At 70.1% G+C, this 12,916-nt stretch carries 12 protein-coding genes; 8 read left to right on the forward strand and 4 right to left on the reverse strand.

The features are described from left to right. Positions 1–67: 67 nt before the first annotated feature. The gene (locus AC1DG4_RS02380) at positions 68–499 is read left to right on the forward strand and encodes a DoxX family protein (protein ID WP_477375425.1); all 432 of its coding nucleotides are present in this window, start codon (positions 68–70) and stop codon (positions 497–499) included. A 130-nt stretch (positions 500–629) separates the two neighbouring features. On the opposite strand, the gene AC1DG4_RS02385 is transcribed toward AC1DG4_RS02380, so the two are convergent. Then, positions 630–1,757, reverse strand: coding sequence for a glycoside hydrolase family 172 protein (locus tag AC1DG4_RS02385; RefSeq protein ID WP_477375427.1), 1,128 nt, complete (start codon positions 1,755–1,757; stop codon positions 630–632). A 157-nt stretch (positions 1,758–1,914) separates the two neighbouring features. Between AC1DG4_RS02385 and AC1DG4_RS02390 the strand changes: the two genes are divergently transcribed. After that, positions 1,915–2,895 carry a LacI family DNA-binding transcriptional regulator gene (locus tag AC1DG4_RS02390; protein ID WP_477375429.1) on the forward strand — a complete coding sequence of 327 codons (981 nt, stop codon included), beginning with the start codon at positions 1,915–1,917 and terminating at the stop codon, positions 2,893–2,895. Positions 2,896–2,903: 8 nt separating this feature from the next. On the opposite strand, the gene AC1DG4_RS02395 is transcribed toward AC1DG4_RS02390, so the two are convergent. After that, a complete protein-coding gene (locus tag AC1DG4_RS02395) occupies positions 2,904–3,179 on the reverse strand; it encodes a hypothetical protein (RefSeq protein ID WP_477375431.1) in 276 nt (91 codons plus the stop codon). 183 nt (positions 3,180–3,362) lie between these two features. Here AC1DG4_RS02395 and AC1DG4_RS02400 point away from each other — a divergent pair, with 183 nt between their 5' ends. The 3 genes from AC1DG4_RS02400 to AC1DG4_RS02410 are packed head-to-tail and all read left to right on the forward strand — an operon-like array spanning position 3,363 to position 9,450. After that, on the forward strand, positions 3,363–4,886 hold the full coding sequence (locus AC1DG4_RS02400) for an FGGY-family carbohydrate kinase (RefSeq protein WP_477375433.1): 1,524 nt from the start codon (positions 3,363–3,365) through the stop codon (positions 4,884–4,886). Continuing rightward, entirely contained in the window at positions 4,883–7,822 is a 2,940-nt protein-coding gene (locus AC1DG4_RS02405; RefSeq protein ID WP_477375435.1) for a GH116 family glycosyl hydrolase, read from the forward strand. Before AC1DG4_RS02400 ends, AC1DG4_RS02405 begins: the two co-directional genes overlap by 4 nt. Then, entirely contained in the window at positions 7,819–9,450 is a 1,632-nt protein-coding gene (locus AC1DG4_RS02410; protein WP_477375437.1) for a fucose isomerase, read from the forward strand. The genes AC1DG4_RS02405 and AC1DG4_RS02410 overlap by 4 nt, the downstream gene beginning before the upstream one ends. A gap of 123 nt (positions 9,451–9,573) precedes the next feature. Here the strand turns inward: AC1DG4_RS02410 and AC1DG4_RS02415 are convergent, their stop codons facing one another. Beyond that, positions 9,574–10,146 (reverse strand): TetR/AcrR family transcriptional regulator, encoded by a 573-nt coding sequence (locus tag AC1DG4_RS02415; protein WP_477375439.1) that lies wholly within the window; start codon positions 10,144–10,146, stop codon positions 9,574–9,576. A gap of 86 nt (positions 10,147–10,232) precedes the next feature. Between AC1DG4_RS02415 and AC1DG4_RS02420 the strand changes: the two genes are divergently transcribed. From AC1DG4_RS02420 to AC1DG4_RS02430, 3 genes are all read left to right on the forward strand, one after another. Next, positions 10,233–10,802 carry a dihydrofolate reductase family protein gene (locus tag AC1DG4_RS02420; protein ID WP_477375441.1) on the forward strand — a complete coding sequence of 190 codons (570 nt, stop codon included), beginning with the start codon at positions 10,233–10,235 and terminating at the stop codon, positions 10,800–10,802. A gap of 132 nt (positions 10,803–10,934) precedes the next feature. After that, the gene (locus AC1DG4_RS02425) at positions 10,935–11,345 is read left to right on the forward strand and encodes an MmcQ/YjbR family DNA-binding protein (RefSeq protein ID WP_477375443.1); all 411 of its coding nucleotides are present in this window, start codon (positions 10,935–10,937) and stop codon (positions 11,343–11,345) included. Between the two features lie 198 nt (positions 11,346–11,543). Then, a complete protein-coding gene (locus tag AC1DG4_RS02430; RefSeq protein ID WP_477375445.1) occupies positions 11,544–12,071 on the forward strand; it encodes an SRPBCC domain-containing protein in 528 nt (175 codons plus the stop codon). Between the two features lie 103 nt (positions 12,072–12,174). Here AC1DG4_RS02430 and AC1DG4_RS02435 read toward each other — a convergent pair whose 3' ends face one another. Continuing rightward, positions 12,175–12,777: a hypothetical protein gene (locus AC1DG4_RS02435; RefSeq protein WP_477375447.1), complete on the reverse strand. Its 603-nt coding sequence runs from the start codon at positions 12,775–12,777 to the stop codon at positions 12,175–12,177. Between the last annotated feature and the right edge of the window lie 139 nt (positions 12,778–12,916).

Here is a 12,916-nt window from a genome sequence, read left to right on the forward strand (position 1 = left end):
GTAAGACCGGGGCGGATGCCCCGAGCCGCGCTCGCCGCGGTGTCCTGCCACGAAGGAGCTGTCCGGAATGACGAACACCACGAAGCCCGCCGCCTCTCTCGGACTCCTGGTCCTGCGCCTCGTGATCGGCGGCGTCTTCGCCGCGCACGGCGCGCAGAAGATCTTCGAGTTCACCCTGCCCGGCACCGTCCAGGCGTTCGCGGGCATGGGCGCTCCGCTGCCCGAGATCGCCGGCCCCGCGATCGCGTTCCTCGAACTCATCGGGGGGATCCTGCTCATCGCCGGCTTCTTCACGCGGCCCGTCGGCGTGCTGCTGGCCGCCGACATGATCGGCGCCATCGTGCTCGTGCACCTCGGCAAGGGCATCTGGGTCGGCGATGGCGGCTGGGAGTTCGCCGCCGTGCTCGGTGCCGGCGCCCTTGCTCTGGCGTTCACCGGCGCAGGCCGCTACGGCCTCGACCGCGCCGTGCTGCGCGGTCCGGTGCGCGCTCTGGCCTGAGTCCGCTTCCGTCCTGGCGACGGATGCACGATCGCGAGACGGATGCACGACGGATCAGGCGATCCCGTCGTGCATCCGTAGCGGGGTCGCGCAGGTGAACCGCGCAAGCGGCCCTGTCCGGCGACGGGTGTCAGTCGCGCGGTGCGCGCGGGGGAGTGGATCCCAGGTCCGGCACGGGGGCCGTGCCTAGGTGCACCTCCAGGTCGTCGGCGCTGGGCGCCTTCGGTCGTCGCGCCGTCGGCCGGTCCAGGTAGAACATCGCAGTGGAGGCGATGTCGTCGCGCAGGGGAAGATAGCGCCAGCCGCTGCGCCACCCGAGCGCTTGGATGTCGACTTTCGGGATCCCGGTGGAGAAGTGGATCGGGTCGGCGAGATGCCAGCGATACATCCCGAAGCGCTGCTGCGAGACGTAGAGCCCGTCGGGGCGGATCACCTGCGGCATGCCCAGATACGGCGTCGAGAAGGGTGTGTACCCCTGGCCGGGGATGTCGAAGTTCCAGGCGCCACCGAAGTAGTCCTCGGTGCCGGTGCCGCAGATCGTCGGGTAGTCGGTGTCGTCGTCGAGGTAGAACTTGATCTCGCCCTCGCCCCACCACCCGTTGGAGTTCACGCCCCACGCGATGTAGGTCCCGACGTACTGGCCCTGCCCCTCGATCCCCTCCAGGATCGTGTGCGGCACGAGCTCCTCGAGCGGGTTCGAGCGCCGCCACTGCGCGTGGAAGTAGCCGTCGCGGGAGTGGTCCCCGCCGACCTCGTACGTCACCTGGTAGTAGACCCGCACATCGAGCGCCGAGGTGTTCTCGACCGTCAGGCGCGCGCCGTCGCGGAACGGCATGGGCCAGTAGGAGTTGAACCCGCCGTGCGGGTTCGCGGCGATCACCTGCGAGTTCACTTGCGCGAACACGCCCCAGCCGTTGCAGAAGAAGTCGCCGTAGGGCACCTCGACCGCGGGCTCGGACGCGCCGTCCCAGTACGCACGCAGGATGAGCGTGCGCCAGTTGTCGGTGTGCGTCGTGATCCAGATATGGGTGATCTTGCCGGCGCCTTCGATCGCGGCCAGATCGAACGTCTCGCCGGCCTTGATGTCGACGCTCGGCGAGATCTTCCAGCCCGGCCCGAGGTCGCGCGCGCAGTCCGCGCCCGTGCCCTCCGTCGCACGTCCGCCGCCGCCGACGGCGCCGTCGAAGTTCTCCGGAGAGATGGACCGGGTCTGCACGGTCCGCAGGGCGGACAGGGACGACAGGACGGGAAGGGTCATGGCGGGGTACACATCCTCGTGTCGGGCGGGTCGCGTCGGGCGGGGGGATCCGCGTGCAGGTCGTGGCAGCGCGTGCGGCCACCCTACCGATTCCCCGCGACTGTTGCAATCGATTTCATCGCGGTAGTGTGTCCTGACGGGCAACGGAGGGGGCGAGATGGCGACCATCTATGACGTGGCGCGACTCGCGGGGGTGTCCCCGGCGACGGTGTCGCGCGTCTTCAACGGTGTCGGCGTCTCCGAGGAGAAGGTCGCGGCTGTGCGTCAGGCCGCCGCGCAGCTGAAGTTCTTCCCGAACCGCACCGCCCGCACCCTGCGCCGGCAGAGCTCCGAGGTGATCGCCCTCGTGATCCCCGACATCGAGAACCCCTACTTCACCGAGATGGCGCGGGGCGTCGAGGACGTCGCCTCCGAGGCCGGATTCTCCGTGGTGCTGTGCAACTCCGACGCGCAGGTCGAGAAGGAGCAGACGTACCTGCGGATCGCGATCGCCGAGCACATGTCGGGCGTGATCCTCGCGGCGGCCTCCGACCGCACCAGCCTCGAGGAGATCATGGCGGCGGGGCGTCCGGTGGTCGCCGTCGACCGCGGCACCGGCTATGACATCGACGGCGTGGTGATGGCGAACCGCGATGCCGGGCGCAGTGCGACCGAGCAGCTGATCGAGGCCGGTTACACCCGCATCGCCCACATCGCCGGACCCGAGCACATCGAGACCGCGGTCGAGCGCGCCGACGGGTGGAGGATGGCCCTCGCGGCTCAGGGGCTTCCGGCGGATCCGGGTCTGCTGCGGTTCTCCTCCTTCCGGGTCGACGGCGGACGCGAGGCCATGGAGGAGCTGCTGGCCCTGCCCGAACCGCCAGACGCCGTGGTGGCGGGCAACAACCTCATCGGCGTGGGCGCGATCCAGGTGCTCACGGAGCACGGCCTCACTCCACCGGCCATGGGCGTCGCTGTCGTGGGCTCGCTGCCGTTCACGACGCTGTCGCCGAGCGTGGTCACCGTGGTGCGCCTTCCCGCGCGCCACATGGGCGTGACCGCGGCGCGCATGCTGCTGGACAGGATCGGCGGCGACGATCAGCCCGCGCGCACGATCGTGCTCCGCAACGAGATCCAGGCCGCGACCGTCTCGCGCTGAGCTCGGACTCAGGAGCGCCAGAAGCGCTCTGCGAGGGCCGCCACATCCTTGTCAAGGGCGGAGACCTTGACGTCCACGGCATCGAAGCGGGCATTCATCTCGGCTCGAAGTCCCGTGATCTTCCCGTCCATGGCTTCGAACCTGCCATCGAACCTCGCCTCGAGGCGTCCGATCTCGGATCGGAACGACTGCGAGAGCAGCGTCGTCATGAGCGTCATTCCGCCGAGCATGATCGCCGCGAAGACCCCGATCAGGGTCCATACCTGCGGTTCGGTCATGTTCATGCCTCCATACTCTTCGGTTCTGCCGAGCTTGTCACCCCCCGTCGGCGGATGTATCGGTTTCACGAAGTCGGTGAAAAGTGGCGGCAGATCCCGTTCTGTGCGGAGTGATTGCGGGCCGATTGCACTTGAAATCGATTTCGCGTAGTGTGATCGCCGTCCGGTCAGAGCGAGCGATCGAGGGAGATGCGCGTGCGGTGCACCATCGGTGTCGACATCGGCACCTCCAGCAGCAAGGGCGTCCTCGTCGATGCCCGCGGCGCGATGCTCGCCCAGGCGACGCGGACGCACGACGTGCGCCGTCCGCGCACCGGCTGGGTCGAGATGGACGGCGGGATCTGGTGGGACGAGTTCGTCTCCCTCGCCCGCGAGCTTCTCGCCGCGGCGCCGGACGCCGAGGTCGCCGGGGTCGGCGTGAGCGGCATGGGGCCGTGCATCCTCCTGGCCGATGAGGAGGGCGAGCCCGTGCGCCCCGCCATCCTCTACGGCGTCGACACCCGCGCCGGCGATCAGATCGATCGGATGACGGCCGATCTCGGGACCGAGGCGATCACGCGCGCGGGCGGATCCGCGCTCACCTCCCAGGCCGGCGGCCCGAAGATCCTCTGGATCCATGACGAGGAGCCGGGGGCGTGGAGACGCGCCCGTCGGCTCTTCATGCCCGCCTCCTGGCTCGTGCACCGCCTGACGGGCGCCTACGTGCTGGACCACCAGTCCGCCAGCCAGGTCTCGCCTCTCTACGACATCGACGGGGAGTGCTGGCACGACGAGTGGTGGCAGCGGTACGCCGCACCGATCGAGCAGCCCGCGCTGCTCTGGGCCGGCGATGTCGCCGGAGTCGTGTCGGCCGAGGCGGCAGCGATCACCGGGATCCCCGAGGGCACGCCGGTGATCGCCGGCACGATCGATGCCTGGACCGAGGCCGTCAGCGTCGGCGCCCACGGCGACGGCGACCTCATGCTCATGTACGGCACGACCATGTTCATGGTCTTCACCCGTCACGTGGCGACCGGCGAGGAGAGCCTCCGCACGCCGTCGATGTGGACCACCGCCGGCGCCTTCGCGGGCACCCGCAACCTCGCCGGCGGACTGTCCACGTCCGGCGCGCTCACCGCCTGGCTCAAGGACCTCACCGGATCCGACTATCCCGAGCTGCTGGCCGAGGCCGAGACCTCGGGGGCAGGCGCGCGCGGCCTCGTGCTGCTGCCGTACTTCGCGGGGGAGCGCACGCCCATCCAGGATCCGGACGCACGCGGTGTGATCGCCGGCCTCACACTGGCGCATGGCCGGGGCGACCTGTACCGGGCCGCGCTCGAGGCCACCGCACTGGGCGTGCGGCACAACGTGCAGACCATGCGTGACGCGGGCGCGGATATCCGGCGGATCGTCGCGGTGGGCGGCGGTACGCAGGGGCGTCTCTGGCTGCAGATCGTGTCCGACATCACGGGCCTCGTGCAGGAGGTGCCGCAAGTGACGATCGGCGCGAGTTATGGCGCGGCCTTCCTCGCCGCCGGCGCCGTCTCCGATCCCGCCCCGACGATCCGGGACTGGAATCCGGTCATCGCGACGATCGTTCCGGATCCCTCCCTCGCCCCGGTCTACGACGCGCTGTTCGACCGCTACCTACGGCTCTATGCGGGCTCGGCCGAGGTCGTGCACGAGCTCGCCGCGCAGCAGAGGGCCGCCGACGAGAAGGAGGCGGTCGCATGACCCGCCGTGCCCGTCCCATCCCGCACACCTCCGAGCGTGCGGCGTTCCTTCTCGGCGGTATCGGCACCGGCAACGTGTCGCTCGGCGCCCGCGGCGAACTGCGCGACTGGGAGCTGGAGAACCATCCCGACATGGACCGCCGCAATCCCCGCACCTTCTTCGCGATCCGCGTCGCTCCGGAGGGGGCGGATCCGGTCACACGGGTGCTCGAGGCGCGGGTGACCGGCCGGCGCGACCTCGACGCGGGATTCTCGTTCGACGACCTCGCGGGTCTGCCGCGACTCGACGGCGCCACGATGCACGGCGAGTACCCCGTGGTCGACATCGACTTCACCGACCGAGTGCTGCCCGTCGAGGTGTCGTTGCACGCCTTCACGCCGCTCGTGCCGCTCGACGCCGACGCCTCGGGCATCCCCGCGGCCGTGCTGCGCTACCGAGTCGTCAACCCCGGAGTCGCGCCGGTCGCGGTGACGGTCGTCGGCAGCATCTCGCACACCGCGGGCCGCGGCGAGCCGGGACCGGACGCCCCCTGGGGGATGCGCGGCACGCAGACCGTGCGGTGGCGCGAAGACGCCGACGTGCGCGGCCTCGACTTCGGCATCGACCTGCCCGAGGATGATCCGGGCTACGGCACGCTCAGCCTCACCACGACCGACGCCTCCACCACGGTGAAGCCGCAGTGGGTCACCAGCTACTGGCCCGATGGGGCTCGCATGTTCTGGAGCGATCTCACCACCGATGGACTGCTCGATCTCGAGCCGCGCCTCACGCTCGAGGACCGGCCGCGAGGCCTGTTCGCGGAGCAGGAGGGCCGGTCCCTGAGCCTGTCGAAGGGCAGGGACCGTGCGGATCCGGATGCGCGTCCGCTCACTGAGGAGGAGATGCTCGCGAAGCTGCCGCGCCTGCGCACCGGATCCCTCGGGATCGTGCACACGCTCGCTCCTGGCGAAGCCCGTGACTTCGAGTTCGTGCTGAGCTGGTCGTTCCCGAATCGGCGCCGCGGCTGGCACGGGCACATCATCATGGACGACGAGCCCGCGACCCCGTCCCCGAGTGAGCGCAGCGCCCTTCGTCTCGCGTCGCTCGCTCAGGAACCGACGGCGGGGGACGAGGAGGGCAGCGTCCTTCGTCTCGCTTCGCTCGCTCAGGAACCGTCGGCTTCGCCCGCTCAGGAACCGACGGCTTCGCTCGCTCAGGAACCGTCGGCTTCGCTCGCTCAGGAACCGTCGGTGGATCCGGCGCTGCCGCCGATCGTGCGCAATCACTACGCGACGCTCTGGTCCGACGCCTGGGCGGCCGCGGCCCACCTGCACCGCGAACTGCCCGCGCTCGAGGCCGCCACCGACGCGTTCGTCGAGGCCCTGTACGGCGGCACTCTGGATCCCGTGCTCGCCGAAGCCGCCGGGGCGAACATCGCCGCGGTGCGCTCCACCACCTGCTTCGTCTTGGAGTCGCCGAACCCGGCCCTTCGACAGGCTCAGGGACCGGGGGAGGGGCCGGTGTTCGCCGCGTGGGAGGGATCCTTCGATCACGGCGGCTCCTGCGAGGGCACCTGCACGCACGTCTGGTCGTACGCGCAGACGGTCGCCTGGCTGTTCCCCGCGCTCGAGCGCAGCGCCCGCCGGCCCGAGTTCCTGCTCGAGACGGATGAGGACGGTGCGCAGAAGTTCCGCGGAAATCGGATCTTCGGATCCTCGTCGTGGTTCATGGGCCCGGCGGTCGATGGCCAGCTCGGCACCTTCCTGCGGCTGCATCGCGAATGGCGCTTCTCGGGCGATGACGCGTTCCTGCGCGAGCTCTGGCCGGCGGCGGTGCGCACCCTCGAGCACGCCACCCGGGAATGGGACCGCGACGGTGACGGCCTGCTGGACGGCGAGCTGCACAACACGTACGACATCGAGTTCCACGGAATCGACCCGCTCGCCAACGGGATCCACCTCGCCGCGCTCCGCGCAGGATCCCGGATGGCCGCCCACCTCGGCGAGGCGGAACGCGCCCGTGACTGGGCGGCGCGCGCCGATCATGTCGCCGCGGCCATGGACGATGTCCTGTTCAACGGAGAGTACTACCGCCAGGTGATCGACGACGCCGACGTGCACCGCTACCAGTACGGCGACGGTGTGCTGTCGGATCAGCTGCTCGGGCAGTTCCACGCCTGGGTGAACGGGCTCGGCCTGCTGCTGCCGGCGGACCACATCGACAGTGCGCTCGCCGCGATCGTCGCCCACAACCATCGCGCGGACCTCTCCGCGCACGAGAGCACGCAGCGCGTGTACGCCCTGAACGACGAGGGAGGGCTGCTGCTCGCGTCCTGGCCGCGCGGGGGCAGGCCGGCGATCCCGTTCGTCTACTCCGACGAGGTGTGGACCGGGATCGAGCACCAGGTCGCCGCGTCCTTGCTCTACGCGGGGCGGGTCGACGACGCGCTGCTCGTCGAGCGGACCCTGCGGGCGCGCTACGACGGGGTGCACCGCAATCCGTGGAACGAGATCGAGTGCGGCAACCACTATGCGCGCTCGCTCGCGTCCTGGGCGCTGCTGCTCGCGGCGAGCGGCGCGCAGTGGGATGCACCTGCCCGCGAGCTGTCCTTCGCTCCCGCCGCGGGAGCATTCGCGGACAGCGGGATCCAGCGCTTCCTGTTCACCACCGGCACCGGCTGGGGGCGCGCCGAGATCGACGCCGACCGGCTCGTGCTCCGCCTCGACGGCGGCGTGCTCGACATCGCTGAACTGCGTCTGCATGATGCCGTCCTCGTGCATGACCTGCGCCTCGACGCCGGCGAGGCCCGATCCTTCCCCATCCCGGTCCCCGAGCGGTCCTTTCCCATCCCGGTCCCCGAGCGATCCTTTCCCATCCCGGTCCCCGAGCGATCCTTTCCCATCCCGGTCCCCGAGCTCGTCGAGGGGCCGTCCACCAGCAACCGGAGAATCTCATGACCTACGCCATCCCTGCGCCGACCGAGCGCCCCGCCTCCGCGCCGAAGACCGCCTACCTGATCACGTCCGGCGACCTCCGCGAATCGGCGAACGTCGCGGGGTGGCCGGTGCAGGCGGCGACGGAGGCGGCCGTGACCGCAGCCTTCGAGGATCTCGGCTGGACCGTCATCCGGCCCTTCGGCGTGGATCCGGCCACCGGTCACGGCTACATCTCGAGTCAGCGCATGGGCATGGAGGTGTTCAAGGGGATCCCCGAGGATGCGCCACTCATCGTCGCGACCGCGAACTGGCAGTACTCCCACCACGTGCTCGCGGGCCTGCGCACGCACCGCGGTCCGATCCTCACCACGGCCAACTTCGCGCCGGACTGGCCGGGGCTCGTGGGGCTGCTCGGCCTCAACGCCGGACTCACGAAGATGGGGAAGCCCTACGCGACGATCTGGTCGGTCGACTTCACCGACGCCTGGTTCCGCACGGGGCTCCAGGAGTGGACCGAGACCGGACGCATTACGCACGACGCCTCGCACGTGCGTGCGCTGCCCGCACTGCCGGAGAGCCCGGAGCAGCAGCTCGGCGCGGCGCTCGCCGCGCAGCTGCGGGCGGACAAGGCCATCATCGGCGTCTTCGACGAGGGCTGCATGGGCATGTACAACGCGATCTTCGACGACGAGTTGCTGAACGCGACCGGCATCTACAAGGAGCGCCTTTCGCAGTCGGCGCTGTACGCGGAGATGCTCGAGGTCGCCGACGCCGAGGCCGACGCCGCCTACGACTGGCTGATCGAGCACGGCATGACGTTCGTGTACGGCGAGGACGCGGCCACCGAGCTCACGCGAGACCAGGTGCAGTGGCAGCTGAAGATGTACATCGCGGCGCTCCGCATCGCCGACGACTTCGGCCTGGATGCGGTCGGGATCCAGTATCAGCAGGGCCTCAAGGACCTCGTCCCCGCATCGGACCTCGCGGAGGGGATCTTGAACTCCACCGAGCGTCCGCCGGTGACCTCGCGGGACGGATCCCGGATCCTGCACTCCGGGCGCGCATTCCCGCACTTCAACGAGGCGGACGAGGGCGTCGCGGTCGACGCGCTCGTGACCGACCGGGTGTGGCGAGCGATGGGTCTGGTGCCGGACAACACGCTGCACGACGTGCGGTGGGGCGAGGACTACGACGGTGAGTTCGTGTGGGTCTACGAGATCTCCGGATCCGTCCCCGCCTCGCACCTGGGCGGCTGGGACAAGGCCGAAGGCTGGCGGCAGGGGCACGTGTTCTTCCCTGCCGGCGGCGCCACGATCAACGGTGTCTCGAAGCCCGGGGAGGTCGTGCTCTCTCGCATCTTCATCGCCGACGGCGTGCTGCAGGCCGATGTGTTCCGGGGCACCGTCGTGGAACTGCCGGCCGAGGAGACGCGGCGCCGCAAGGATGCCACGAACCCGGAGTGGCCGATCGCGCACGTCGTGCTGCACGGCCAGAGCCGGGACCAGTTCATGGCCCGGCACAAGGCCAATCACGCCCAGCTCGTCTACGCGCCCGACGCCGAGACCGCGGACAAGGCGCTCGTGGCCAAGGCCGCGATGCTCGACGGCATGGGCATCAGAGTCAACCTCGTGGGGGACGTGAACGTCTGACGCGCGCCCCGGCGGTTGGCCCGGGGCGGGACGGATGCACGATCGGGACACGGATGCACGACGGATCCGGCGATCCCGTCGTGCATCCGTGCCCGGATCGTGCAGGTGAACCGTGGTGACTCGTCAGGCTCGCGGCAGCAGCCCCGCCACCAGGGTGTCGACCACGTCATCGGTCGGCGTCTCGGGGTCGATCGACGAGGTGAGCCGGTCCAGAACCAGGCCCTCGATCGCGTAGTGGAACAGTGCGATCTCCGCGCGTCCGCCCGGGAGTCCCGCGGCCGCGTTGAAGGCGATGTCGCCCTCGAAGCCCGCGCGCTGCCACTCCTCGAGTGCGGCGGCGAGCTCGGGTCGGCGTGCCGCCTCCAGTCGCAGCTCGAACAGGGCGAGCGTCACCTCGCGTTCCCCGAGCAGACGGCGCACGATGTCGCGCAGGTAGTCGCCGAACAGGGCAGGGCTCGGCGTCTGCGCGGCGCGCCGCGCGAGATCGTCCGGGGTGGGGGCGAGGCGCTCCCCGATGCGCTGGAACAGCCCGGCGATCAGCGCCTCCCTGCTGCGGAAGTAGTTCGACGCGGTGCCGGTCGGCACGCCCGCCTCGTCGTCGACCGCGCGATGGGTGAGTCCGCGCGACCCCTCCCGTGCCAGCACCGCGATGCCGGCATCGGCCAGGGCGCTCCGGCGTGCTTCGTTCTTGGCCATGCCCTCAGAGTAGCGCAACCACAACAGTTGTTGTAGTCTCCAATCACTGCATCTGTTGTGGATGGTGCACGAAGAGCGGAGGATCCATGCGAGAACTCACCTACTACGTCGCCGTCAGCCTGGACGGCTTCATCGCGGGGCCCGAGGGCCAGTTCGACGCCTTCGTCTTCGAAGGCGACCACATGACGGCGATCAACACCCGCTTCGCCGATGCGATCCCCACGTCGTTCGCCGAGGCGCTGGGTATCGCGCAGGACTGCTCGACGTTCGACACCGTCCTGATGGGCTGGAACACCTACGCGGTCGGCCTGCCGGCGATGCCCAGCCCGTACGGGCACCTGCGGCAAGTGGTCTTCACCCGACGGGATCCGGATCCGGTCGACGGCGTCGATTTCACGGACCGCGACCCGATCGACGTCGTGCGCGAGCTCAAGACCCAGGACGGTGCCGGTATCTGGCTGTGCGGGGGCGGCGCGCTCGCCGCATCGATCGTCGGAGAGATCGACCGCCTGGTGCTGAAGGTCAATCCCGCGCTGTTCGGCGACGGGATCCCGCTGTTCGGGCGGAGCGGCTACGCCCCCGCGGCCTTCACCTGTACGGCCGCCACGGCGTTCGACTCGGGCGTGACACTGCTGGAGTACCGCCGCGGGGCCTGAATGCGGGCGACGGATGCAGGACCTCGCGACCGATGCACGACGGATCCGGCGAAGGGATCGTGCATCCGTCGCCGGTCCATGCATTCGTCGCAGCCCTTGAGGCGGGAGCGGGAGCGGGGGAGGATCGGATCCATGGCGACGATCGACGATGTCCGCGCTCTGGCCCTCGCACTCCCCGGCGTGGAGGAGAAGGTCGGCGGGCACACCGGCGAAGCCGCCTGGCGCTGCAACGGCGGCCAGATCGCGTGGATGCGCGGGCCGTCGCAGACGGATCTGCGTCAGCTCGCCGAGCTCGGGTGCTCCTGGCCCGACGGGCCGGTGCTCGCAGTGCGCACCGAGACGGTCGCCCTCGCCGGCGAGCTCGTGACCGCGGATCCGGCAGTCTTCTTCACGATCCCGCACTTCGCAGGCTACCCCGCCGTGCTGCTGCGGCTCGACGCGATCGCGCGCGACCACCTCGGCGAACTCCTGGCCGACGCGTGGCTGCTGCGCGCCCCGAAGGCCGTTGCGCGGGCCTGGCTCGACGAACGCGGGCTCACCTGAGCCTCGAGAAACCACATCTTGCACGAGACACCACGGCAGCGATGGTGCCTCGTGCAGGATCTGTTTTCTCGGCGGCGGCGGCTCGCGCGTCGTCGAGGCGGGCGAGTCGAAGTGCGCAGGGCGTGGGCGGAATCATCGCCGCCGATTCACGTTTCCTACGGATAGTAACTGTTCGACGTACCGACCGACGGAGACGAAATGCCAGCTGATCCCGAACCCCGCAGCGACGCGAGGACGCCGTCAGGACCCGTCGCACTCGACGTGCGTCACGGCGACTTCACTCTCGAGCGCCATCTCGATGCGGCGCCCTCGGCGGTGTTCGCCGCATTCGCTGAGGAGACGATCCGGCGGCGTTGGTTCCGCCTGCCTGGAGCGCGGGCGGCCGAGCGCCACGAGTTCCGCGTCGGTGGCGGCGTGGATGCCACCAGTACCTTCTCGCTTCCCGGCGCTGCGCCGGAGCGGCTCGCCTACCACTCCCACTACCTCGACATCGTCCCCGATCGCCGGATCGTGTTCTCCTACACCTCGACCGTGAATGATGTGCCGCGGTGGGCGTCGCTGGTGACCGTGCTGTTCGCCGACGACGAGACCGGCTGCCTGCTGACCTGGACCGAGCAGGTCGCCTTCCTGGCCCGCACCGGAGACGGAAGCGATGACTTCCCGCACTTGCGCGGCGGTACGGCGCTGCGCCTCAACGGCCTCGCCGCGGTCCTCGGTGCCGGCTGACCCGATCCGCGAAAAACCACTTCCGGCACGAGACTGCACGGCAGCGACGATGTTTCGTGCAGGATCTGGTTTCTCGCCGGATCCGCCCCCGGGCCAGGCCCGTTCAGGCCGGCGGCAGCCGTAGCACCGGCCCCACTTCGCCGACGGCGAGGTCGTCGGCGGTGCGCAGCGTGCGGGCGATCTCGTCCACGGCGGAGATCACCGTGCCGAACCGCTCCCGGTCGGCGCACACGGCCTGCAGTGTGACGAGGTGGGTGCCGGTGTCCCAGGTGTAGGTCGCGAACGGCGGCGCCGCCTGCCCGGAGGGGCCCGGCTGTGGCAGCGGCACCACGAGCTTCTCGCCCGAGCCGAGGTAGGGGTTGCGGAACTCCTCGGTGTCGTCGTACTCCATCGGCATCATGGCGCGCGCCGTGCGCACCTGCGGTGTCAGCTCCTGCACGCTCGCCATGGCCACGATGAGCTCGGGCTCGGCCTTCCAGGTCCACACCAGCACGCGCCCGTCCGCCTTGCGCATGAGGAAGGGGGTCGCCTGGCTGAGCGCCCACGCTCCGAAGCCGGATCCGGGGCGAGCCTCGGCGCCGACCGCGGCGCCGGCCTGGCCGAGCAGCATCCGGATCGCCGCTTTGCGGTGCCGGCGGCCGCGCAGGCCCAGGGATCCGGTCACGGGGATCCAGCGTGCGGGGTCGGCGTCGGCGAGCAGGCGCATGCTCAGAGCGTAGGGGGCGAAAGTGGGGGTCAGCCGTGCGTCCGCCGCGTGAAGAAATATGTACACCGCCTCTACTATTCGATTGGGAAAGCGCATACCATGGTGCCCGAATCCTTCCCCGAACGACCCGGAGGCCGAT

This window comes from Microbacterium sp. 05N427 (genome assembly GCF_056397105.1).